Raw genomic sequence first — 22,983 nt, 5'->3', positions numbered from 1 at the left:
GCGCCTCGCGGCGCCATTGGCGCCCCGGACAGGATCCGGGGCGCTTTCAGTTTGGTCTTCAGCCTGAATATTTACCGACGAATGCCTCGGCGCTCAGCCGGCGCATATCCGGCAGCCTTTCGCCTAAAGTGTCATGATCCCAATCCCACCAGGCCAGTGCATCCATGCGTGCTGCCAGGTCTTCGGGAAAACGGCGTTTGATCGGCCGGGCAGGGACCCCGACGACGATGGTATAGGGCGCCACGTCTTTGGTCACCACCGCCGATGAGCCGACCACGGCGCCGTTGCCGATGCTCACGCCTGGCATGATCACCGCACCATGGCCGATCCACACATCGTGCCCGATGCGCACCGCATTGCTGCGCCGCCAGTCGAAGAACGCCGCATCATCGCCGAGGTCAAAGCCATATAGCGCCGAGCGGTAGGTGAAATGGTGCTGGCTGGCGCGCCAGGTGGCGTGGTTGCCTGGATTGATCCGCACGAATGCGGCGATGGAACAGAACTTGCCGATATCGGCGTAAATCGCAGAGGCATCATGCACGATATAGCTGTAGTTGCCGAAGCGGGTTTCGCTCATCTCGGTGCGGGCGCCGATCTCGGTATATCGCCCCAGCTGGCAATCGCGAACGGTGGCGCTGGGATCGATCAGCGGCTCTGGTGCCAGTTGATTTTTGGGCATTGCGCTACTCCCGGGCAGTCCTGTCCCCATAGCGCAATCCGATGACAGTTCTGCGTGGCCCAAAACAAAAGGGCCACCGCACAGCATGCGGTGGCCCCCAGGTTTATCCGGGCAATTGCCGGGTTTAGGCGAACAGCGTGTCCTCGGCAGTGCCGATCAGGCGCACATGGTCGACCGTGACGGTGCCGGCCTCATCGGAAACCGCAAAGCTGGTGGCGATGTCCAGGCGATTGATTCCGGCCTCGATACGACCCATCCAGTAGCTGGCGCCGCTTTCGTCGGCACTGCGACCCAGAATATGGGTGTAGAGCAGGTCGATAAAGGCAGAGTTAGAAAGGCTTGCGCTGAGGCCGGAGAACTCGTCGCTCGCGGAGAACGAGGCGGCGATGTCGCCGACCCCGGCACCCTCGGCGGCGCGCCCGATCCAATAGGCCAACCCGTCGAAATCCGCTGCGCGGCCCAGCACAAGGTCGTAAAGCCGGGCCACTTGCGCCTCAACTGCGCTTGCGGTCAGCACCAGCACATCGCTCGGATTGTCGGCGAAGGCGAAGAACTGGACATTGCTCGCGGTGATCAGGTCGCCGGAGTCCTTGTGCGTGAGCTGTACCGTGGCGCTGCCGGCATCGAGCGTATATTGCGCCAACGTGTCGGACAGCACGATGCGATCGAATCCGGCACCGCCATTGATGGTGCCGGTGCTGGTCACCACCACGGTGTCGTTGCCGCGGCCCATATTGGCGAAACCAACCGCACTGGACAGCGTAACGAGGTCGGCGCCGTCACCGGCAAACACTGTGCCCACCTTGGTATTGGCCGTGATGGTCACGTCAACGCCCGCAATGTTTGCTGCGCCGGTTGCCAGATTGACCACAACGGCATCCGAAACAGCGGCCAGGTTCAGCGTATGGGTGCCAGTGCTGTTGGCCAGCGTGGTGCGCGCGGCATCGGTCCCCGCCACCATGGCGAAGTCGTTGGTATAAATATAGGTGCGGTCGGCGCTGGCGTTGGAGCCATAGGCCCGCAGCTCGAAACCTTGCAGGCTGCCGACATTGCCCAGCTTTTCGTCGGTGACCACCACCGTCCAGGTCCCGCCGCTGGTCTCGCCCATGAACTCGTTGCTGGTAAGGGTGTGGATCAGCTTGGTGGCATCGAAGCTGCCCGGTCCGTCGCCCATGATGGCCTTGGTGATTTCGGTGACGCGGCCGTCGCTGGGGCGATAGAGCAGGGTGGATTCTGTGCCGTTCGGTGAAATGAGGGTGAGTGTCAGGTCCCCGATTTCCTCGTGGACGAGGCTGAGATCGAGCTCCATGGTCTCGATGCTGACGCCGTCGGCCAATTCGAAGGTGAACTGAATGGCGCCGCCATCGGGGATAGCGACGTTATCGAGGGGAAGGTCGGTGCCCACATAGACTTCGTTGCTATAGACGCTTTGCTTGGTCCAGGTTTCGGCAAGGCGTACTGCCGCGGTCGCATCGACCATGCCGAAGCCATAGTTGTAATTGCTGAGCAGCCCGCCGCCATTGTGGTTCGTGGCTCCATTGACCATCCAGGCGGGTTCCTCCGGATCGATATGGCGCGCCGAATAGGCCAGGATTTCCTTGACGTCACGATAGCCCAGGAGGGGATTGGCCTCCAGCATCAGCGCCACGATGCCAGATACCACCGGCGTCGCGAAGGAGGTGCCGGACGATGTGTAGTCGTCGCCAGGACCGTATCCGTCCGGTCCCCTGATATCGGTCGAGGTCACATTGGTGCCTGGGGCGGACACCAGCACGGCGGCGCCCGGCGTGGTGTATCCATAGTCATCGCCCGGCTCCGAATAGGTGCCATCGTGGTCAACCGAGCCAACGGTGATGATGAAACGCGAATTCTGCAGGCTGTCGGTGTTCACGTCGGCGAATGGCGACTGGCCGGTCCAGGTAAACCCATGTTCGGCGAATATGCGCGAATAGGAATAGCTGTTGCCTGCTGCGAAAAGAATATTCAGGCCCAGTCCATCACGTCCGGTCGAAACGGCATGAGTGAGATTGTCCAGCAGGCTGGGATCGTTGTGGAACGTGGCAACGAAGGGGATGGTGTATCCCCAGCTGTTGTTCATGACGTCGAAGCCGGCGTCGGCCGCGCGGCTGAAGGCTGTCGAGGATTCATTGGTGCCGAAATTGGCATAGGCGGTGAATTTCGCGCCAAAGGCCACACCGATGACCCCGGTGCCCGAGCCATCCGCGGCGATCAGTCCGGAGACGAATGTGCCATGCGCTTCATAGGGCTTAACGTGAAGATATGATCCATCCGTGGTCCCGGTGGTGTATTCATAGCTCAGTTCCGGCAGGTAGTTGCCGATCAGGTCGGGGTGGCCGGTGTCGATGCCGCTGTCGAAGACGACTACCTTGACGCCGTTGCCGGTATAGTCTTCCCAGACCGGCAGGACGTTGATGTCGATTCCAGCCGTGCCACCAGTCTGGCCCTGGTTCGACAAATGCCACTGGTCCGGTCGAAGCGAAAAATCTGCCGGCAACTTCGTCATGAAAATAACCCCCTGATAGCGCGCGAAAAATGCGTCGGGGAGAACCTATGCCAGGCTTTGTAAACAAGCTCTGGACATGGCTGCAGGTTTTTGCGGCGAGTTGACGATTGTGAACGCGGCCGTGTCGGCGTCAGCCATGCAGAGAGAGCGGCCGTGGCCGCTCTCCCTTTTGCTTGAAAAGACTAGAGGTACCAGAGGGGCTGCTCAGGTGTGTCCCCGATCAATGCACTGGTCTCGTCGCTTGCCGCAAAGGACAATACGATATCCTCGCGATGCACGCCGCGGCCCAGTTCGGCCAGCCAGTAGTTCATGCCATCGGTATCCGGTGCGCGGTGGAAGGCCTGTTCGTAGAGCGCCACCAGGAACTGCTCGTTGGTTCCGCCATCGGGGCCCAGCAACCGACCGAACTCGTCCGACGCGAGGAAGGAGCGGGTGATGTCGACAAGGCTGGTATTGCCTGCGAGCTTGCTGACCCAATAGTCGAGCCCGCCCTGATCCGCAGGACGACCGAATATGGTTTGGTAGAGCTTGTAGAGCGTCCCCTGGTCCCCCGACAGGTCGATCGTGGTGTAAGAGACGGTGCCGTTCTGGAACACGATATGCTCGATACTGTCGAGCGTGTCGGTACCTTCGGGGCCCGATACAACCAGCTGGCCGAGGCTGTTGCGGTGGATTTGCACCGTCTCGAACGTGCCCTCGTAGAGAGCCTTGTCGTAACCGGCGCCACCCGATAGGAAATCATCACCCGGGCCACCAAACAGCGTGTCATTGCCATCGTCACCGAACAGGCGATCATTGCCGCCGACCGAGCCGATGGTGTCATCGCCGGCACCGCCATGCAGTTCGTCGTCGTCTGCACCGAGCACGATATATTGGCTGCCGCCATCGGCGAAGACCGTCTGCGAACCCGCACCACCGGTGATCGTGGCATTGCCGACCACCACGGCGAACGAGACATTGTCGAACTGCAGCACCGCGCCGGGAGGCAGTCCCTTCGTGTCGACAATCAGCATTGTCTGTGTCGAGCCGTTGCCCACAGCGCCGGAGATGATGATCGGGCTCGACAGGGCATCCACCCCCGGTGCGACAGTCGGCACGATTGTCTGGACGATCACGGGGGTGCCGGTGGGCAGGTTGGAGAGGTATTGCTGGCCACCAGCCAAAAGTGTTGGATCGACTGAGGTGCCGCCTTGTGATCCCAGCTGCGCGGTGAATTGCGTTGTCGAGCTGGTGCTGGTGGTTGGCGTAACCGTCCCCGATACAGTCAGCCCGACACCGGGGGGAACGTCGACAGACAGCACCGTGCCGCCATTGCTGCCAGTCACCAGCGGAATCTTGACAGGCGTCGTCGTGCTCCCGGAAATGACGGGGATCGTCACCACATGGGTTTTGGACCCGTCCGGCTGCGTCGTGGTCGATGTCGTGACCGTGACGCCCCCGATTGTCTCCGTTTCGGTAGTCTGTGTCGGCTGCGTCGGCGTCACCGGTGCTGCTGAAACGGCTATGGCAAAGCTCTGTCCGCTGATGGCCAGCGAATTGTCTTCGCCGCCATCGGCCAGCGAGAATGCAAATTGCTGCTGCCCAGCGCTGCTGCCGGCCACATAGGTCAGCCGCCCCTGGTTCACGTCGTCCTGGGTGAAGGTGTCGTTTGCCTGCAGCACCGTGTTGCCCAGCCGAAGCTGGCCGCCGGTCGGAAGGCTGCCGATCGTATAGGTCAGCCCAGAGGGCAGATCGTCGGCATCGGCGGCAGTGAGCATCGCTGCAGTGATCGTGAGCGTCGCGCCAGCGGTTACCGAGGCGCCTGCATTGACCGTGAGGGTTGGAGCGTCATTGCGGCCGGTGACTGTGACACTGGCCGACGATGTCGATGTATTTCCGGCGCTGTCAGTGATGGTGAAGTCAACCGACGTTAGTGCCGTGTCGCCGGATGCCAGGCCGACGAAAGCGGTCTGCGGATCAAAACTCAGCGTACCGTCTGGCTGCAGCACGAAGCTGCCGCCATTGCTTCCGGCGACGGCATTGCCTACAGCCCCGGCATTTCCACCCACGGCCTGGACGGCAACCGCCCCCGTGTCATTGTTGAGCACATTGGGCAGGACTGCTACGCCGTTGCGCAAGTCCAGGCTTGCCGTGTCGGCAACCGCCGTCGGCGGTGTCGTGTCGATTGTGACGGCGCTCGTCTGGCTGACGAAGCTGTTGTCCACGGCGTCGAAATATTCGGCACGAACGGTATGGTTGCCTTCGGCCATTGTCACTGTCGTGATTGACCAAGAACCACCGACGACGGTGCCCGTTCCCAGGGCAAGATGGTTGGCGTCGAACAGCTTGACCGTCGCGCCGTCTTCACCAGTGCCGGTAAATGTCAGCGCTGTGCTGGCGGTGATCCCATCGGCACTGGAGAGGCCAGTGTCGGATGCGGCGGCCAGGGTCGGTGCCGATCCCGTCGGGCGGACGCTGTCGATAAGGTCATCGGTATTGGCAAGAGCGGTCGTATAGGCGTCCGATACGTTTCCTGCCGCGTCGCGGAGCTGGATCGAGACCGGAATGTCCTGGTTGGCCGCGATGGACGGGTGGCCCTCCGCCACGGTGTAAATAGCGGTGTAGATGCCGCCGCCAAGGTCGGTAAAGCTGGTGAGGGCCTGTCCATTGACCGAGCCGGCCTGCAGCGACAATCCAGCTTCACCTGCATTTATGGTGACGAGCAGAGTGCTGCCGATACCGAGCGGCGCATCTGGAGCGGAAATCGACGTAATGACGGGTTTCACGTCATCGCCCACGGTAACCGTAAAGGCCTTTTCCAGGAACAGACCGTCGGCATCGATTGTTTTCAGCCGCACATTATAGGTGCCTGCCTCAAGCGCCGAGACGGCGCGCAATTCGTTGCCGACAATGGTGAAACGGCCATTTTGCCCATCGCCGGCGCCCGCAACCAATTCATAGGTGAAGGTGTCACCGCTGTCGGGATCCGTCGTCAAGAGCGTGGCGACCGTCGCATTCGCGCCGGAGCTACTCTGGTTTGTGGACAGGGCGCTCAGGGCAAGGTTGGTCGGCTTCTCGTTTACGTCATTGAGCGTAATCGTCACGGTGCCCGTCGCATCGACTATGCTGTCGCCATCTTCGTCGTCAACGCCGACGAGGAGGCTGAAGGCGGCATTGTGCTCGAAATCGAGCTTGCTGCTATCCGCCACCGTGATCGCTCCGGTCGCCGCGTTGATCGCGAACGCGCCGCTCTCGTTGCCGGAGATGATGGAATATGTCAGGCCATTATTGTCGCCGAAGGCCACGAGCGTAACCACTGGCGTGCCAGCCGTGGCGTTTTCATTAATGCTGGCCTGTATGGACGGCAGAACCGGCTTTACGTCAGCAACTGACAACGACAATTGCGCGGTTTTTGTTGCGCTTCCGTCACCAGTAGACACCGACAGCGTCACCGGGCCAGTATAGTTTGCGGTGGGGGCGAAGCTCAACGATGCCAGGGCTGCATTGATGTTTGCCAGGGAGCCGGAAAAGCTCAGCGTACCGTCGAAACCGTTCGGGTCAGAAAAACTCAACCCTGCCGTTGTTGAAAGAGCGAGGGTCCCGTGGTTGACGTTGAGGGTAACGGTTTGTGCGTCTCCATCCACGTCCGCTATCGAAATGCCGCTGAGCGCCACCGAGGAATTTTCCAGGATGGATGGTGCAGACGGCAGGTTGATGGTGGGGGCGGAGTTGACGCCCGTCACCGCGATGGACGCCGTGCCGACATCGGTCAGGCCAGTTGAATCGGCAATGGTGTACTGAAACGATGTGGTGCGGGTGACGCCGCGGGCAAGGTCGGTAAAGTCGCCGTCTTCGCGGAACTGCAGCTGGCCGCTGCTGCTGACCTTGATCTGGCCGCCCCCCTGCAAGTCGATCCACTGATTGGGATTGAGGTTCACACTATTGATCTTGGTCACTGTCGAAATGTCGACAATCCCGAAATTGCCGAGATTATCGAGGTCGGTGTCATTGGCCAGAATGTTTGCCCCTGACAGGGTCTGGCCCACATTGATGGCGAAGCTGTCGTCGACGGCCACCGGGGCGTCGTCCAGCATGTTGTCATAGAACACCGTCTGGTTGATCACCGTCCCGGGCTGGAAGCCGAGCAGGAACCAGTTCAACTCCAACACCTTGGTCGATGCGGTGTAGGTCGGCGCATAAACGGTATTCACGCCGTTCATCTGCCCCGCCATTTCGACCGTGCCAGGGGCGGCTCCCGTGGGCGCCAGGTTCTCGATCTTGATCTTGATGCCCGTCGGCTGCGCCTGGCCGCTGAACTGGGCAAAGACCTGATTGCCGGAAATGTCGACCTTCAACCAGCCGTCGAGCAGGCCGTTGGGGCCCTGCACCGGCTCGATGGTGCCGTTGCCATCGGTATCCGAGAGGATGCGGGAGGAGAAATACTGGTTCAGCTCGATTCCAGATCCCACCGTCACCGAATTGACCGTGATCGGCACGGTGGTTTCAAACCACCCTTGCAGCTCAAGCGAAATCTTGACCTGAATACCTTCAAGGCTGGCCGACATGTCCGTAATTCTCCCTACGAGTAATTACGGATTATCATTGCCCGAATCAGAAGTCAGTGGGGCGGCCTGGTAACATTTCGCTAACCATTGAGTTTCGTTAACGGCCAAGGTCTCGAGGGCGAGTTTCGGCACTGCTCTCAGGCCCCTCTACCCCGATTTTCTCCGCTACAGGTGAAAGTCGCCTGCCGATTCCGGTTGGTAGATCACCCGCTCGATCCGGATGCGCCGCGTGCGGTCGGACACTGTCCAGTCGATGGCGTCGCCTTCCTGGTATCCCAGGAGCGCTGCGCCGACTTCGGAGAGGACTGAGAGCTTGCCAGCGCGGTCGTCGGCCTCGTGCGGATAGACCAGCGCCACTTCCAGAGCTTCGTCGTCGAGGTGCAGCAGCACCCTCGAGTTCATTGTCACCACATTGCGCCCGACCGCTTTGGGTTCGACGACGATGGCGCGTTCGATTTCGTGCTCGAGATCGGCAATGACCGGGCCTTGCTCCCAGGCGATAAGGTTCCCGAGCCGCTCCTTGTCCAGCTCGGTAATATAGATGTCGCCTGTATCGGCAAGCGCGCCGCTGCGCAGCAGCTGCCGGTAGCGGCCGGCCGTCACCGACAGGGATTGCAGCGTCGGCGTCTCGTGGTGGAGCGCAAAGCCGCACCGCTCGAACGCCTTGAGCGAACCGATATTGTCGGGATGGATTTTGGCGATGACGGTGCGCGCGCGCATGTCGAGAAAGGCCAGCTTCAGCCCCTCGCGAATGGTGCTGGCGCCCAGGCTGCGGCCCCAATTGTCGTGGTCGCCGATAACCAGCACGATCTCGCAATCCCCACCGGTCTTGACCAGGCGCACGAAGCCCACCGGACGATCGTTTCGGTCATAGGTCATGAAGAAGCGGCCGCCCTGGTTGAACAGATGCGTCAGGATCGGCAATTGGGTCCGGTCTATGGCCTCGGCGATGAAGCGCGAGACGCTGCGTGAATCGCTTAGATAGCGGGTGACCCGCTCATCCTCCAGCCAGTCCATCAGGATCAGGGCATGCGTGCGGGTGATTTCCGGACGCAACGAAACAAAAGGCTTGCTCATCTTCGCCACCTTGGTCGCTCAAATGAAAGCCTGTCACGGCATTGCCATGCTGGTTCTTTCGGCTCGGCGCGCGACGCGCCAAACCTCTCCATAGCAAGAAGTCGCCGGATAAGGCCAGGGAAGGGATGCGGGCAGGGGACATATGGGGAGAAATGTCTCCCACCTCTCCAATCCTCTTGCATCTTTCGCGCCTGCCCCCTAGAAACCGCCCTCGTGAGGCCGCGTGGCGGAGTGGTTACGCAGCGGATTGCAAATCCGTGTATTCCGGTTCGATTCCGGACGCGGCCTCCATTCAGTTTTCCCATATCGTTGATCGTATCGTTCCGGCGGCGCCATGGCCCGCGTCCATTTGGCGCGGCTGGGTGGAACAACCGGCGAGTTCGCGGGTTGGCTAGGGGTAAACAAGGAGACTTTGCCCATGGCCAGACTCACAAAAGACAGCGTCAATGACAGCACTCCGGCGCCGCTGGAAACCGGGGAAGGCGCGCAAAAGGACGACAATATCGACGATCTTGGCCACCGGCCGGATGGAAAGACCCAGGACCAGCCCGTCGACCACCACGCGCCGGCCGACAAGCCAAAAAAATCGGTTGGCCCGTAGCAGGTTTTCCCCAGCGCGGCATTTTTATGGCCCGGTGAGGCGGTCACAGGCTTGTGTCGGACAAGCGTGATGGATATTCACGTCCAGCATATGCCCTTGGCTGTGAATGGACCAGATCGCAAATGGTGGATTATGCCCGCGCCCGGCGCGCCATGGTGGACAGCCAGTTGAGCACCAGCGGCGTCTATGATCGCCGCCTGCTTTCGGCGATGGGTCGCCTGCCGCGTGAGATGTTCGTGCCCGAACCGCGCAAAGCCATCGCCTATATCGATGAACCACATCTGATGCGGGAAGGGTCGGGACGTTTCCTGGCCGCACCGGCTGTCTTTGCACGCCTGGTGGAACTGGCTGACATCGGTGAGCAGGACGAGGTGCTCGATTTGGGCGCCGGCAGCGGTTATTCGACCGCAGTGCTGGCCTGTCTTTCGGCGCATGTGCTGGGGCTGGAGGCCGATGCGGCACTGGTGGACGAGGCCAATGCGCGTTTGGCGGCCCTGGGTCTTGATACGGCGCGGGTGGTGTTTGGCGACGAACACAGCCTCAATGCCGAAATGTTCGATGTCATCATCGTCGAAGGGGCTTTGCCCGATGCGCCCGCCGATCTCATAGCGCGGCTGCGGCCCGGGGGGCGGCTGGTGGCGCTGATCCGACAGGGCGGCGTTGGCGTAGCCACGGTGTACCTCAACGGCGTCGACGGAGTCACGGCTCGTACAGAATTCAATGCTAGTCTGCATGATCTGCGCCCCGCTGCGGCGGGCGAGCGCTTCGTTTTTTGAGATTCTCTTGGTCTGTTGCCGTGGCGACACGGTGAAAGATGAAGAACAGGTTAATGATTGTCAGGGATTGCCTGGGTCCGTTGTAAACCCCATGTGCCGGGCGGTATGTGTCTTGGGGTCTGGAGGCCGTTGATGAAGTTTCAGAGCGTATTTGGGGCGAGCGTGCTCGCCATCGCGCTGTCCTGGGGTGGTGCGGGTGCCGCTTCGGCCCAGTCCATTTCCGATGCGCTGACGGCGGCTTACCAGCATGCGCCGGACCTGCAGGCGGCTCTGCTCAACGCCAAGGCCTCGGCTGAAAATATCGTGCAGGCCCAGTCGCGCAAGCTGCCGACCATCGGCGCTTCCATCGGCGGCAACCAGAACTATTCGCTCAATGGCGGCAACTGGTCGCGCGGCAGCACGCTGACCGCCGGGATCAGCTACAACCAAACCATTTTCGATAATTTCCAGACCGAGGCGCAGATCGAAGCGGCTCGTGCCGGCGCGGAAGCTGCCGAATACCAGATCCGCAATGCCGAGCAGAACGTGCTGCTCAATGTCATTCAGGCCTATATGGCGGTGCTGAGCGGCCGGCAATTGGTGGCGCTGCGCGAGGAAAATATCCAGTTCTTCCAGGCGCAGCTGCAGTCGGCGCGCGACCGACTCGATGTCGGCGAGGGTACGCGTATCGACGTGGCTCAGGCCGAGGCGCGTCTGGCCCAGGGCCAGGCGGCATTGCGTGCCGCCACCAGCAACCTCGAAGTCAGCCAGGCAACCTTCCAGCGCTATGTTGGCGCCCGGCCGCAGGGCCTGGGCACGGCGCATAATTTCGGCAAGCTGATCCCGGCTTCCCTCGACACCGCAATTGCAGAGGCCGAGGTCGGGCATCCGGCCATCCTCATGGCCAAGGCCGCTATTCGGGCTGCCCAGGCCAGCACCGATGCAGCCCAGGCGGCCTTCGGTCCCACGGCCTCGGTCACTGGGCAGGTCGGCACGCGCTGGACCGGTCCATCCGGCAATCCCCAGGCTGACGGCATCAGCGCCTCGGTTGGCTTCCAGATCACCGTACCGATCTATGCCGGCGGGGCCATTGGCTCCAGCGTGCGCAAGGCCAATCTCAACCAGATCAAGTCTGAAGTCGACGCCATGTCGGCCTATGACCAGATCCGCGAGGCGGTTATCTCCGCCTGGGCCGGCATCCAGAGCGCCGATGCGCAGAGCCAGGCGGCGCAGGCCGCCGTTACCGCCAGCACCACGGTGCTCGATGGCGTGATCCAGGAACGCGATCTGGGCACCCGCACCACGCTCGACGTGCTCAATGCCCAGGCCGAGCTGACCAGCGCCCGCGAGGCAGTGATCAACGCTGCCAACAATAAGGTGGTGGCCACCTTCTCGCTGCTCGCCGCCATGGGGCGCCTGACCGCTGCCGATCTCGGTCTGCCGGTCACCATCAAGACGGCCGTTCCCTATACGCAGACTGTTCAGGACGTGTGGCAGGAGCTGCGCACCGTCCAAGACTGACGCTTTCTATCCTATTTCGCGTATCCCTTGTGGCCAGGCTCGTCCTGGCCACAAGTTTTTGTGGGAGAAGTCCGACTTGCCCCGATGTGGCGATTCCACAGCGGCGACCCAGAAGGTAAGGTGTTATTTACGAATCAGGGCGAAGCCAGTTGCGGGGTTGTCGCTACTATCGGGTCATGAGTAAGAGGCACTGATGAACAAGCCGGCACCCAAAGAACCGTCCATGGACGAGATTCTGTCCTCCATTCGGCAGATCATCGCGGACGACGATGCGGCCGCTGTGCCTCGCCGCCCTGCGGCCCTGCATGCCGCCCCCCCGATGGAAGCCGCGCCTGCCCGTCTCGTCAGCGACAATGCCGATCGCGACCTCTCAGATATGCTCGACGATATCGAGCCGCTGGCTTTGTCGCCTGCCCAGATCGTCGAGGACGAGGACGACGAGGTTGGTGGCTTCAGTTTCGACTCCCTGCTTGCCGACACGGAAGAAGACGTGGCCGAGGAGCCGAGCGCCGCTCTGGTCGAAGCAGAGGATATCACCTTCGAGCCCGCGGAAGAGCTGCCTTCATTCGATCCGCCAGCGATGAATTTCGACCCGGAGCCGGAGTTTTCGCCTGAACCCGAGCCGGTCGTTGCCTTCGCGCCGCCGCCCATGCCAGAGCCCGAGCCGGCCCCGATGGCTGCGGCGCAGCCCAAGGCCAGTCTTGCCGAAGTGGCGCCCTTGCCCGATCCGACATTGACCAGCGACATGGCCAATGAACTGCTGGAGCCGGCCACCAAGGCGGCGGTGCGCAGTTCGATTGGCAAGCTCAATGCGCTGGGCATTGGTAATCCCGGCCTCACCATTGAGGCGATGATGCGCGAAATGCTGCGCCCCATGCTCAAGGAATGGCTGGACGAGAACCTGCCATCCGTGGTCGAGCGCATGGTGGAAAAGGAAATCTCCCGCATTTCCCGCGGTGAGTAAGGTTTCGGGGTTGCGTCGCTGTTGACCCCGTCCACCGCATTTGCTTGAAGTCTGCCAACCTTTTTTCGACCCGCCACGGTCTCTCCGGGCGGGTCGCTGCTGTTGCGAGTGACGTGATGCTTGAAAAGACCTATGAACCCGCCGCCGTCGAAAAGCGCATTTTCGACGCCTGGATCGCTGCCGAAGCCTTCAAGGCCGGGGCAGGGGCCAAGCCCGGCGCGGAGCCCTTCACCATCGTCATTCCGCCGCCCAATGTGACCGGGTCGCTGCATATCGGCCACGCGCTCAACAACACCGTTCAGGACATTCTCGTCCGCTTCAACCGCATGCTGAAGAAGGACGTGCTCTGGCAGCCCGGCATGGACCATGCCGGCATCGCCACCCAGATGATTGTCGAGCGTCAGCTGATGGAGCGCCAGCAGCCGGGCCGTCGTGAAATGGGCCGCGAGAAATTCGTCGAACGCGTCTGGGAGTGGAAGGGCGAGAGCGGCGGCACGATCATGAATCAATTGAAGCGCTTGGGCGCTTCTGCTGATTTTTCGCGTGAACGTTTCACCATGGGCGCAGCAGGCGAGCCGGACGACCAGATGGTCCGTGCCGTCATCAAGGTGTTCGTCGAGCTGCACAAGCGCGGTCTGATCTATCGCGCCAAGCGCCTGGTGAACTGGCATCCGGGCCTCGAGACCGCCATCTCCGATCTCGAGGTGGAGAACATCGAGGTTAAGGGCCATATGTGGCACCTGCGCTATCCGCTGGCCGATGGTGTGACCTACGAGTTCCCCGTCAATGACGAAGAGGGCAACGTCACCGGCACCGAGACGCGCGACTACATCATCGTCGCTACCACCCGCCCGGAAACCATGCTGGGCGACGTGGCCGTCGCCGTGCATCCGGAAGACGAGCGCTATGCCGGTCTTGTCGGCAAGTTCATCGAGCTGCCGCTGGTTGGTCGCCGTATTCCCGTTGTTGCCGATGAGTATGCCGACCCGACCCTGGGCACCGGCGCGGTGAAGATTACCCCGGCGCATGATTTCAACGACTTTGAAGTCGGCGTCCGCGCCGGCGTCGAGCCGATCAATGTCTTCACCACCCGCGGCGCCATCATCGATGCCGATTTCGTGCCCGCAAAATATCGCGGCATGGACCGGTTCGACGCCCGCAAGGCTATCGTTGCCGATCTCAGCGCGCTGGCCGAAGAAAACCCGACGCGCGGCCTCGATCACATCGAAGACAAGAAGATCATGGTGCCGCATGACGAGAAGAGCAAACTCGTCGTCATCGAGCCCTTCCTGACCGACCAGTGGTGGGTCAAGGCCGACGTGCTGGCCCAGCCGGCGTTGGCTTCGGTGCGTGAAGGCCGCACCAAGTTCGTGCCGCAACAATACGAAAACACCTATTTCGCCTGGCTGGAAAACATCAAGCCGTGGTGCATTTCGCGCCAGCTCTGGTGGGGTCATCGCATACCAGTCTGGTACGGGCGGAAAAAGTCCGAAGACGGTTCGCTATGGCGAACTGAGGCCTTCCAAGTAAAGGACTTTGTGGCACTCGACGAAGCTAGCGCTATTGAGATGGCACGTGAGTATTACGGCCAAGATGTGGTCGTCGTCGACCGTCCTCCCGCATATGACAACGTGGCTCCTGCCAGTTTTGACGCTCGATCTGAAACTGGTGCGTTTGAAATATGGCGCGATCCCGACGTCCTCGACACCTGGTTCTCCTCCGCACTCTGGCCGTTCTCGACGCTGGGCTGGCCCGACGAGACACCCGAACTGAAGCGCTACTATCCGACCAGCGTGCTGGTCACAGGCTTCGACATCATCTTCTTCTGGGTCGCCCGCATGATGATGATGGGCCTCGAATTCCTCGACGAGGAGCCGTTCCACACCGTCTACATGCATGCTCTGGTCCGCGACGAGAAGGGCCAGAAGATGAGCAAGACCAAGGGGAACGTCATCGATCCCCTCAAGCTCATCGACGAATATGGCGCCGATGCCACCCGCTTCACGCTTGCCGCCATGGCCGCGCAGGGGCGTGACCTCAAGCTCGCCATTTCGCGCGTCGAGGGCTATCGCAACTTCGTCACCAAGATCTGGAATGCCGCGCGCTTCCTCGAGATGAACGAGTGCCGCCGCGTCGAGGGTTATGATCCCAAGGCCAACACGCTGCCGCTCAATCGCTGGATTGTCGGCGCCACCGCCCGTGGCCTGTCCGCCGTGCGCGCCGGCATCGAGGACTACAAGTTCAACGAAGCCGCCAACAGCGCCTATGATTTCGTCTGGGGCACGTTCTGCGACTGGTATGTGGAGTTCGCCAAGCCCGTCTTCATGGGCGAGGACGAAGCCGCCAAGGCCGAGACCCGCGCCACCGCCGCATGGGTCCTCGACCAGATCCTGGTCATGCTGCACCCGATGATGCCCTTCGTCACCGAAGAGCTCTGGGAAAAGACCGGGGAATTCGGTCCCAAGCGCGAGAACCTGCTCGTGCTCACCGAATGGCCCGATCTCTCCGGCCTCGAAGATGCGGCCGCCGATGCGGAACTGGCCTGGCTGGTCGATGTCATTTCCAATGTCCGCTCGGTGCGCGCCGAAATGAACGTGCCGGCCAGCGCCAAGCTGCAGCTGGTGGTCACAGGGGCAGGGGCGGAGACCCTCCGTCGCCTCGTTGCCGGCACCTCGCTGATTTCCCGTCTGGCGCGCCTCGAAGAGATCACGCCCAGCAATGACGTGCCCGGCGAGTCCGCCCAGTTCGTGGTGGGCGAAGCCACCTATGCGCTGCCGCTGGCCGGCGTTATTGACATCGCCGTCGAAAAGGCCCGCCTCGAAAAGGAAGTCGGAAAACTCGACGGCGAAATCGCCCAGATCGACAAGAAACTCGGCAATGAGCAATTCGTCGCCAAGGCGCCCGAAGAGGTGATCGAGGAGCAAAAGGCCCGCCGCGACGCCGCCCTCGAGCGCCGCAGCAAAATCCGCGAAGCACTCCAGCGCTTGAGCTGATCAAACGGCCCGGCAGCAATGCCGGGCCTTTTTTGTAAGTCCTAAATCCGCCCTCCAATCGCATGCAGCCCGGCATAAAACCCGCCCGCCGCCATCAGCGCCTCATGGGTGCCGTCCTCGACGATTCCCTCCTCCGTCAGCACAAGGATGCGGTCGGCATGCCTTATGGTGGAGAGCCGGTGGGCGATCACCAGCATGGTGCGCCCCTTGGCCAGCTCAAGCAGCGCCGCCTGCACCGCTCGCTCGCTTTCATTGTCGAGCGCGCTGGTGGCTTCATCGAAGATCAGAATGGGCGGGTTTTTGAGGAAGGCGCGGGCGATGGTCAGCCTTTGCTTCTGCCCGCCCGACAGCTTCACTCCGCGCTGGCCGATATCAGTGCCATAGCCGTCCGGTAGGCCCATGATGAAATCATGCGCATTGGCGGCGCGGGCGGCGGCCACGATCTCGTCTTCGGTGGCGTCCGGACGGCCATAGCGCAGGTTGTCGGCCACCGAGCCGGCAAAGAGATAGACGTCCTGCTGTACCAGCCCGACCTGCCGCCGCAGGCTGGCCAGGCTTAAACCCCGCACATCCACCCCCTCTACGCTGATGCTGCCGCCCTGCACGTCATAGAAGCGCGGGATGAGGCTGCAGAGCGTGGTCTTGCCCACGCCCGAAGGGCCCACCAGCGCCACGAATTGCCCTGGCATGATGTCGAAGGTCAGCCGGTCGAACACCGGCCGCGCCGCGCCCTCATAGCCAAAGCGCACATCCTTGAAACTGATGGCCCCGCGTACCGGCTCCAGGGTAATCGCGCCGGGCCGATCGACAATATCGGGCTCGATCTCGAGCAACTCCATGGCCCTCGTGAAGCCGGTAAAACCCTCCTGCCAGAGGCGGATGAAGTTATCGAGCCGCTTGATGGGATCGAGAAACACTCCGATGCACAGCAGCAGCGTCAGCAGATCGCCGGCCGACAGGTTGGCGGTCAGGATGCGGTGCGCCCCGAGCACAATCACCACGATGGTGACCAGCTGCCCAAAGCCGTCCATGCCGCTCCAGAGCAGGGCCTCACTGCGATAGCCGTCCTCGCGACTCCGCACGAAGCGCTGGTTTTCTACGTCGAACCGACCCAGTTCCGCCGCCTCGGTGCCGAAGGATTGCACCACGCGAATGCCGCCCAGCGCATCCTCAACCTGCTCGTTCACCCCGGCAATGCGCTCCTTGCTGCGGGTCATCGCCAGCCTCATGCGATTGTTGAAATGCAGCGCATAAGCGATTGCTAAAGGCAGGAGAGCCAGGATCGCCAGCGCGACGATTGGATCGATAAGCGCGATGATGGTCAGGGCACCGATAAACTTCAGCACCGCGATGGTGAGGTCTTCGGGTCCGTGGTGGAACAGCTCGCCCAGCCACAACGAGTCATTGCTGATGCGGCTCATCAGCTGGCCGGTGCGCTGCCTGTCATAGAAGGTGAATGAGAGTTTTTGGCAGTGCTCGAACAGGTCGCGTCGCACCTGTGCCTCGATCTTGGCGCCCATGGCATGGCCGCGATAATCGACGAAATAGGTCGCAACCGCCTGCACGATGAACACAGCGACCATAGACGCGCCTATGGCCAGCAGCTGCCAGGTGGCGTCAGGCGCGTCCTGCAGATGCTGTAGCTGCGAGACGATGGAATTGGCCAGCAAGGGCAGGGTGATGGCCGTGCCAGCCACCAGCACGGCAGCCGAAAGCACTGCTGCCAGCAGTTTTATGTGCGGCCGATAATAGCCCAGGAAGCGGGCAAAGCGTGTGGGTTTGCGCGCAGCGTGCTGCGGCGCTTCGGTCGATCCGAAAAAGCGGAGGAAAAGCGGGTTACGGCGTCGGTTGGCTGGCCGCGCTCCCCGGGAACAAGTCCGATGCATGAGAGATCATGTCCGATTGGAAATGGGAAAGGGTCGTGCTGGACATGATCTTTTTCATTTCGGTCTCCCGGTCGCGCATCGCGATAACGCCGCAACTATCGCCAGCGAGGAGAGTGTGGGCAATCGCGGATCCGTGATTGGACGGGGAAACCGGTGTGGCTGTGACGATTCGGCAACATGGATGGTGAATCCGGTTTCAGCGGCGAGACGGCAAGGAATTGGCGATGTTTGTCGCCACAATCTCATCTTAAACGAGACGCCAAGGCATTCGGGGGCGGGTGCTGGCGACGATGATGGGGTGCCATGTTCGGGCCCTTGGTCTGTCGTGCTCTGCTCCCTTTGCCACGGAATGGGCGGGACTCCGCCGGATTATGGTGAGCATGTGCGTGACCTTGCGTTTTTGACTGCAGAGCGGACCCCGGCCCGATGGGCGGCATTCGCAAAGCGCGCGCTTGTGATGGGCATGGCTGAAATGCTGTCACAATGCCGGTTTACCCAAAATTCATACTTTGCTTTTTCCGCGCGGTTTTGCGGTGCAAGCTTGAGACGAGAAATTCCGAGCATGGCCACAGGCCTGCCCACGGCAGTTCTGGAAGGCCCAGCTGCCGATCTGTCATCTGCCCAGCTTCCGGCGGGCAAAAGGAGAATCATGCGGACCATACGGGAACACTCCCTGGCTTCCGCTGCGGCTGGCTTCGCCCTTGCCTTTTTGGCAGCGGTGATCCCCGCCCAGGCCCAGACGGCAGCCGATGCCGCGCTCGATCTGGCAAATATGCTGGACGGCGCTGGCGGCGGTGTGTCGGGCGATGCCTATATTTCGGCGCTCGAAAACGCCGCCGAGGCCGGGCAGCCGCTCGCTCTCTGGCAGCTTGGCACCATGTATGAAAACGGCGAAGGCGTGGACAAGGACCCGGCGCGCGCCTTCGGCTATTTCGCCCAGATCGCCAATCAGCATGCCGATGCGGCGCCCAAGGGCGTCGAGGCTGATATCGTCGCCCAGTCTTTCGTCAAGGTCGGCGACTATTACCGCGAAGGCGTACCCGATGCCGGCATTCCCGCCGATATCGATCGCTCGCATGCGCTGCTACTGCATGCCGCCACCTATTTCGGCGATGCCGATGCCCAATATCGCGTTGGGCTACTCTACACCGAAGAAGGCGGGCTTGGCGTCAACGCTATCCAGAGCGCCCGCTGGTTCTCGCTGGCTGCCCGCAAGGGCCATTGCCTGGCCCAGGCCCGTCTCGGCGACATGCTGTTCAATGGCGTGCAGGGCATCGAGGCGCAGCCGGTGGAAGGGCTGATGTGGCTCAACCTCTCCCATATCCGCTGCCAGGGCACGGTGGATCAGGCACAAGTCGATGACCTCCTCAACCGCGCCAGCTCCATAGCGCTTCCCGAAGACCGCACCAACGCCGCGGCCCTCGCCGAATCCATCGCGCCTCAATTCGCCAATTTCTGAGGGGCGGTGGCGCAGCGTGCTGTCCTCCGGGGTGTTCCCTACCTTTCGCCCACCCACCAGCCGTCACCCACCCCACCGACCGTCACCCTCGGGCCTGACCCGAGGGTGACGACTGAGATCATTTCAATCGGAGCTGGACTCTGGGCGCTTTCGCCCTCCCTCTAGGGGACGCGTTCACTTTGAGCGCGTCGGGAGGCGCTGAGGCTTCGGCTCCTGCTCTCCCTCCCCCTTGAGGGGAGGGCCGGGGAGGGGGTCGTTTAGCGATCCACTGATGGACCCCCACCCTCATTCCCTCCCCTCAAGGGGGAGGGAGGCGAAAGCGCCCAGAGTTCATCTCAGTTTGGAATGATCGAAAATGGCAAGGCCCGGGACACGACGTACGGTCCAAGCTGGCCGCCCGGCTTGTTCTCCCACCGGCCGTTCCTGGGGTCTTCGCCCGAGAGCGACGGATATGGGGGAATAAATGGCCACCCCAACCCCAAACCCCCTACAAGCTAAACGCGCCCTCGACCGGGACGTGGTCGCTGGGCTTGTCCCAGCCGCGCACGTCCTTGTGCACGACGACATCGTCCAATCGGTCGGCAGCCTGCGGCGACAGCATCAGGTGGTCGATGCGGATGCCGGCATTGCGGCGCCAGGCGCCGGCCTGGAAATCCCAGAAGGTAAAAGCCTGTTCGGCGGTGACGGCGCGCAGCGCGTCGGTCATGCCCAGATTGGTTAGGGCGCGAAAACGCGAGAGGCTTTCGGGGCGATAGAGCGCATCGCCCCACCATGCGTCGGGGTCGTGCGCATCGATAGGGGCGGGAATGAGGTTGAAGTCGCCCATCAGCACGAAGGGTTCTTCCAGCTCCAGCCGTTCTGCGACGAAGCGGTTGAGCCGGTCCATCCAGCCCAGCTTGTAGGGGAATTTTTCCGTATCCACCGGGTTACCATTAGGCAGGTAGATATTGCACACCCGCACCACGCCGGCGCTGGTGGAGAACACGCCCTCAATCAGCCGCGCCTGCTCGTCGGTTTCGTCGCCGGGCAGGCCGCGATGCACCTCGTCGAAGGGCAGTTTCGACAGCAGCGCCACCCCGTTCCAGCTCTTTTGGCCGTGAGTTTCGATATTGTAGCCCAGTGCCTCGATTTCAGCGCGCGGGAAGGCCTCGTCGATGCTCTTGATTTCCTGCAGCCCGACAATGTCGGGCTTTTCCTCGTCCAGCCAGCGCAGCAGCAGTTCGATACGCGCCTTGATGCCGTTGATGTTCCAGGTCGCGATGCGCAGGGCCATGCTCGGCTCCTTAGATGAGGTCGGTATAAACGGCCTTGCGCAGGGCGCGCGGGAAGGCCAGTTCGCCACCATAGAACGCTGTGTTGCTGAGCGAAACCATGGTGATCCGGTTCACCGGATCGATGGACCAGATATGCCCGTAAATGCCGCCCCAATTATTGGTGCCGGCCGGCCAGTAGAGATCGGCGCGCACGGGGTCCACCGTGTAGCTACCGAGGAAACTGAAGGCCTGGCCCGGCTCGCGCTCATAGCCCATCTGGTCCTTGAGCGCTGCACGTGCCGTTTCTGGCGCCAGGATGGGCCCGCCATCGGCGAGGATGGCGTTGAGGAAGCGCATGAAGTCTGGGCCTGTTGTGGCCATGCCGCCACCGCCGCATTCAAACGCATTCTCGTTGAAAATGCGCTCGGGCGAAAAGGTGGTCACCCCGCCCCAGGGATTGTTCACCGGCTGCGGTTCGGCCATGCGGGTCGGTTGATCCACGCCATCGGCATAGGGCACGGCCAGCCGGCTGCGGTCGGCCACCGTGAATGCCGTGTCGTTCATGCCCAGCGGGCCGGTGACGTAATGGGAAACGGCATCGCGCAGTGGCCCGCCATGCACCTTGGCGATCACCCCGCCCAACACGTCGATGGCCATGGAATAGAACCACCCCGTGCCCGGCGCATAGGACAGTTCCTGCTCCGCCATCAGCGGCAGCAGCTCGTCGAGATGGATATTGGCATTGACCAGGCCATTGGTCAGCCGCGGATTCTTGGCCGAATAGTCGTAGAGCAGGCCCGCCGTATGGGTCAGCAGATGCTTGAGTGTAATATCAGGCTGCCTGCCGTCGGGCAATTTCGGGGTGAAATAGGGCAGATAGGCGCTGACCGGATCATCCACCCGCACCAGCCCCTTGTCGGCCATGGCAAGCAGGGTGGACGCGACCATCGGCTTGGTCAGCGAAGCGGCGCGAAATACCGTATCCTCGGCCATCGGCGTCCCGGCCTCCCGGTCGGCAAGACCCAGTGCGCGGTGATAGAGCGTCTGGCCGTCCTTGGCCACCATCACCACCGCGCCCACCAGCTTGCCGCTCGCCACGGCCTCGTCGAGCACACGGTCGATCGTGTCAGTCATTGGCATATCCCCCCGATTGCCAGAAATTCAATCACACTCAGCCGACGAAATCGGCATAGACGGCGCGGATCAGGTCCTTGGGATACTGCCCGGTACAGCCCTCCAGCGCCGTATTGCTCATCGACACCACGGTCAGCCCATTGGCCGGGTCGACCAGCCAGGAATGGCCATAGACGCCGCCCCAGTTCACCGTGCCCTTGGCGGAAGGCGAATTGGCCGCGACCGGATCATCGACGATGGCGCCGAGATAGCCGAAGCGCTGCCCGGCATCGGCGCGCTTGATATCACCGATCTGGTTGGAGAAGGCACGCGCCACCGTTTCGTGCTGCACCGCTCCGCCGCCGCCATTCCGCATGGCCTCGAGGAAGCGCAGGATATCGCCCGGGGTGCCAGCCATCCCCGCGCCGCCGGATTGGAAGGCCTTGGCATCGAAAATGCGCGAGGGCGAAAATGTCGGACCCATGCCGTCGGCGCCGACCACCTGTTGCGGATCGGCCATCGGCGTGGCCGGGCGACCATCGGCATAGGGCTTTGCCAGCCGCGCCCTGTCGGCGACGAAAAAGCCGGTGTCCGTCATGCCCAGCGGGCCGGTAATATGGGCGCGCACCGCGTCCTCGAGCATGCCGCCATGCACCGCAGCCAGCACCGCGCCCAGCACGTCGATGGCCACCGAATAGAGCCAGCCCGTGCCCGGCGCAAATTCCAGCGGCAGTTTTGCCACTCGCGAGAAATTCTCTTCGAGACTCAGCGCCGTGGCGTCGAGCCCGGTTGTGATTTCCGGGTCCTGCGGATAGCCATAGGCCAGCCCCGACGTATGCGTCAGCAGGTGATGAATGGTGATCGCCGCCTCGGACCCGTCCGGCGATTTCGGCGTGAACCAGGGCAGGTAGTGCGCCACCCGCTCATCCAGAGCGATCAGCTCCTTGTCGGCCATGGCCAGCGCTGTCGCCGCAACGATGGGCTTGGTCACCGAAGCCAGCCGATAGATGGCATTATCGATCATCGGCACGCCGGCCTCGCGGTCGAACCAGCCTGCGGTGCGGCGGCAGACGATATCGCCATGGCGCGCCACGACAAGTTCGGCGCCGACGATCGACTGGCTGTCGATAGCGGCATCCATCACGGCTTCGATATGCTTGGTCATGCTGATTCCTCCGGACGCGGCAGGACCTTAGCGCCGCCCGGAAGTCAGATAAAGCTAAACGGCGAAGCTGGTGCCGCAGCCGCAGGAGGCAACGGCATTGGGGTTCTTGATCTGGAAGCTCTGCCCGATCAGGTCGTCAACGAAGTCGATCTCGGCACCGCCCATGAATTCGAGGCTGAGCGAATCGATCAGCACCGTGGCCTCGCCCTTTTGCAGAACCAGGTCGTCCTCATTGGGCGTTTCCTGCACGAGATTGTATTCGTACTGGAAGCCCGAGCAGCCTCCGCCGGCGACGGAAACACGCAGCACCGTGCCCGGCGCTTCCTTGGCGACGATACGCGCAACGCGCTTGGCGGCGCGATCCGAAAGGGTTACGGCGGGGCGATCAGCGAGTGCAGCGTCTGTCATGGAGGGATCCGGACGGTCGTAATGTCATAACACTGAAGCTA

15 protein-coding genes and 1 tRNA gene are annotated in these 22,983 nt (G+C 62.1%); 7 read left to right on the top strand and 9 right to left on the bottom strand.

Annotation, left to right across the window (positions count from 1 at the left end; genetic code table 11):
* Nucleotides 1-58 precede the first annotated feature (58 nt).
* The 4 genes from BGO80_RS01455 to BGO80_RS01440 form a co-directional block, all read right to left on the bottom strand.
* The gene (locus BGO80_RS01455) at nt 59-679 is read right to left on the bottom strand and encodes a DapH/DapD/GlmU-related protein (RefSeq protein ID WP_286718419.1); all 621 of its coding nucleotides are present in this window, start codon (nt 677-679) and stop codon (nt 59-61) included.
* A 124-nt stretch (nt 680-803) separates the two neighbouring features.
* The gene (locus tag BGO80_RS01450; RefSeq protein ID WP_286718416.1) at nt 804-3,203 is read right to left on the bottom strand and encodes a S8 family serine peptidase; all 2,400 of its coding nucleotides are present in this window, start codon (nt 3,201-3,203) and stop codon (nt 804-806) included.
* Between the two features lie 182 nt (nt 3,204-3,385).
* Nucleotides 3,386-7,747, bottom strand: a complete 4,362-nt coding sequence (locus tag BGO80_RS01445; RefSeq protein WP_286718414.1) for a DUF4214 domain-containing protein — start codon at nt 7,745-7,747, stop codon at nt 3,386-3,388.
* A 165-nt stretch (nt 7,748-7,912) separates the two neighbouring features.
* Nucleotides 7,913-8,824, bottom strand: a complete 912-nt coding sequence (locus BGO80_RS01440) for a bifunctional GNAT family N-acetyltransferase/nucleoside diphosphate kinase regulator (RefSeq protein WP_286718412.1) — start codon at nt 8,822-8,824, stop codon at nt 7,913-7,915.
* A gap of 217 nt (nt 8,825-9,041) precedes the next feature.
* Here BGO80_RS01440 and BGO80_RS01435 point away from each other — a divergent pair.
* The 6 genes from BGO80_RS01435 (at nt 9,042) to BGO80_RS01410 (ending at nt 15,658) form a co-directional block, all read left to right on the top strand.
* Nucleotides 9,042-9,115, top strand: a tRNA-Cys gene (locus BGO80_RS01435).
* Nucleotides 9,116-9,242: 127 nt separating this feature from the next.
* Entirely contained in the window at nt 9,243-9,425 is a 183-nt protein-coding gene (locus tag BGO80_RS01430) for a hypothetical protein (RefSeq protein WP_286718409.1), read from the top strand.
* Between the two features lie 122 nt (nt 9,426-9,547).
* Complete coding sequence (locus BGO80_RS01425; protein ID WP_126151732.1) at nt 9,548-10,201, top strand: protein-L-isoaspartate O-methyltransferase family protein; 654 nt, start codon at nt 9,548-9,550, stop codon at nt 10,199-10,201.
* Between the two features lie 132 nt (nt 10,202-10,333).
* Nucleotides 10,334-11,701 carry a TolC family outer membrane protein gene (locus BGO80_RS01420; RefSeq protein ID WP_164550459.1) on the top strand — a complete coding sequence of 456 codons (1,368 nt, stop codon included), beginning with the start codon at nt 10,334-10,336 and terminating at the stop codon, nt 11,699-11,701.
* A 193-nt stretch (nt 11,702-11,894) separates the two neighbouring features.
* Nucleotides 11,895-12,665, top strand: coding sequence for a DUF2497 domain-containing protein (locus tag BGO80_RS01415; RefSeq protein WP_286718405.1), 771 nt, complete (start codon nt 11,895-11,897; stop codon nt 12,663-12,665).
* Between the two features lie 116 nt (nt 12,666-12,781).
* A complete protein-coding gene (locus BGO80_RS01410) occupies nt 12,782-15,658 on the top strand; it encodes a valine--tRNA ligase (RefSeq protein ID WP_286718402.1) in 2,877 nt (958 codons plus the stop codon).
* Nucleotides 15,659-15,699: 41 nt separating this feature from the next.
* Here BGO80_RS01410 and BGO80_RS01405 read toward each other — a convergent pair whose 3' ends face one another.
* A complete protein-coding gene (locus tag BGO80_RS01405; RefSeq protein ID WP_286718399.1) occupies nt 15,700-17,544 on the bottom strand; it encodes an ABC transporter ATP-binding protein in 1,845 nt (614 codons plus the stop codon).
* Nucleotides 17,545-18,193: 649 nt separating this feature from the next.
* On the opposite strand from BGO80_RS01405, the gene BGO80_RS01400 reads away from it, so the two are divergent.
* Nucleotides 18,194-19,003 carry a tetratricopeptide repeat protein gene (locus tag BGO80_RS01400; protein ID WP_164550458.1) on the top strand — a complete coding sequence of 270 codons (810 nt, stop codon included), beginning with the start codon at nt 18,194-18,196 and terminating at the stop codon, nt 19,001-19,003.
* Between the two features lie 487 nt (nt 19,004-19,490).
* Here BGO80_RS01400 and xth read toward each other — a convergent pair whose 3' ends face one another.
* Genes xth through erpA form a run of 4 tightly spaced genes read right to left on the bottom strand, consistent with a single transcriptional unit; the run spans nt 19,491 to nt 22,942 of the window.
* Nucleotides 19,491-20,270: an exodeoxyribonuclease III gene (gene xth, locus BGO80_RS01395; RefSeq protein ID WP_286719588.1), complete on the bottom strand. Its 780-nt coding sequence runs from the start codon at nt 20,268-20,270 to the stop codon at nt 19,491-19,493.
* Between the two features lie 16 nt (nt 20,271-20,286).
* Nucleotides 20,287-21,390 carry a serine hydrolase domain-containing protein gene (locus BGO80_RS01390; RefSeq protein ID WP_286718396.1) on the bottom strand — a complete coding sequence of 368 codons (1,104 nt, stop codon included), beginning with the start codon at nt 21,388-21,390 and terminating at the stop codon, nt 20,287-20,289.
* Between the two features lie 37 nt (nt 21,391-21,427).
* Nucleotides 21,428-22,534, bottom strand: coding sequence for a serine hydrolase domain-containing protein (locus BGO80_RS01385; protein WP_286718393.1), 1,107 nt, complete (start codon nt 22,532-22,534; stop codon nt 21,428-21,430).
* 54 nt (nt 22,535-22,588) lie between these two features.
* Nucleotides 22,589-22,942 (bottom strand): iron-sulfur cluster insertion protein ErpA, encoded by a 354-nt coding sequence (erpA, locus tag BGO80_RS01380; RefSeq protein ID WP_126152201.1) that lies wholly within the window; start codon nt 22,940-22,942, stop codon nt 22,589-22,591.
* Nucleotides 22,943-22,983: the final 41 nt, after the last annotated feature.

The sequence above is a fragment of the Devosia sp. 63-57 genome (assembly GCF_001899045.1).
Taxonomy (GTDB): domain Bacteria; phylum Pseudomonadota; class Alphaproteobacteria; order Rhizobiales; family Devosiaceae; genus Devosia; species Devosia equisanguinis.
Note: the sequence above shows the minus strand (reverse complement) of the source record. Positions and strands in the feature narration are given on the sequence as shown.

Coding starts and splice junctions, on each gene's coding strand:
- BGO80_RS01440 (WP_286718412.1), bottom strand. CDS start 8,824: ATGAGCAAGCCTTTTGTTTCGTTGCGTCCGGAAATCACCCGCACGCAT.
- BGO80_RS01415 (WP_286718405.1), top strand. CDS start 11,895: ATGAACAAGCCGGCACCCAAAGAACCGTCCATGGACGAGATTCTGTCC.
- erpA (WP_126152201.1), bottom strand. CDS start 22,942: ATGACAGACGCTGCACTCGCTGATCGCCCCGCCGTAACCCTTTCGGAT.
- BGO80_RS01445 (WP_286718414.1), bottom strand. CDS start 7,747: ATGTCGGCCAGCCTTGAAGGTATTCAGGTCAAGATTTCGCTTGAGCTG.
- BGO80_RS01420 (WP_164550459.1), top strand. CDS start 10,334: ATGAAGTTTCAGAGCGTATTTGGGGCGAGCGTGCTCGCCATCGCGCTG.
- BGO80_RS01450 (WP_286718416.1), bottom strand. CDS start 3,203: ATGACGAAGTTGCCGGCAGATTTTTCGCTTCGACCGGACCAGTGGCAT.
- BGO80_RS01425 (WP_126151732.1), top strand. CDS start 9,548: ATGGTGGATTATGCCCGCGCCCGGCGCGCCATGGTGGACAGCCAGTTG.
- BGO80_RS01430 (WP_286718409.1), top strand. CDS start 9,243: ATGGCCAGACTCACAAAAGACAGCGTCAATGACAGCACTCCGGCGCCG.
- BGO80_RS01385 (WP_286718393.1), bottom strand. CDS start 22,534: ATGACCAAGCATATCGAAGCCGTGATGGATGCCGCTATCGACAGCCAG.
- BGO80_RS01410 (WP_286718402.1), top strand. CDS start 12,782: ATGCTTGAAAAGACCTATGAACCCGCCGCCGTCGAAAAGCGCATTTTC.
- BGO80_RS01400 (WP_164550458.1), top strand. CDS start 18,194: ATGCGGACCATACGGGAACACTCCCTGGCTTCCGCTGCGGCTGGCTTC.
- BGO80_RS01455 (WP_286718419.1), bottom strand. CDS start 679: ATGCCCAAAAATCAACTGGCACCAGAGCCGCTGATCGATCCCAGCGCC.
- BGO80_RS01390 (WP_286718396.1), bottom strand. CDS start 21,390: ATGACTGACACGATCGACCGTGTGCTCGACGAGGCCGTGGCGAGCGGC.
- BGO80_RS01405 (WP_286718399.1), bottom strand. CDS start 17,544: ATGCATCGGACTTGTTCCCGGGGAGCGCGGCCAGCCAACCGACGCCGT.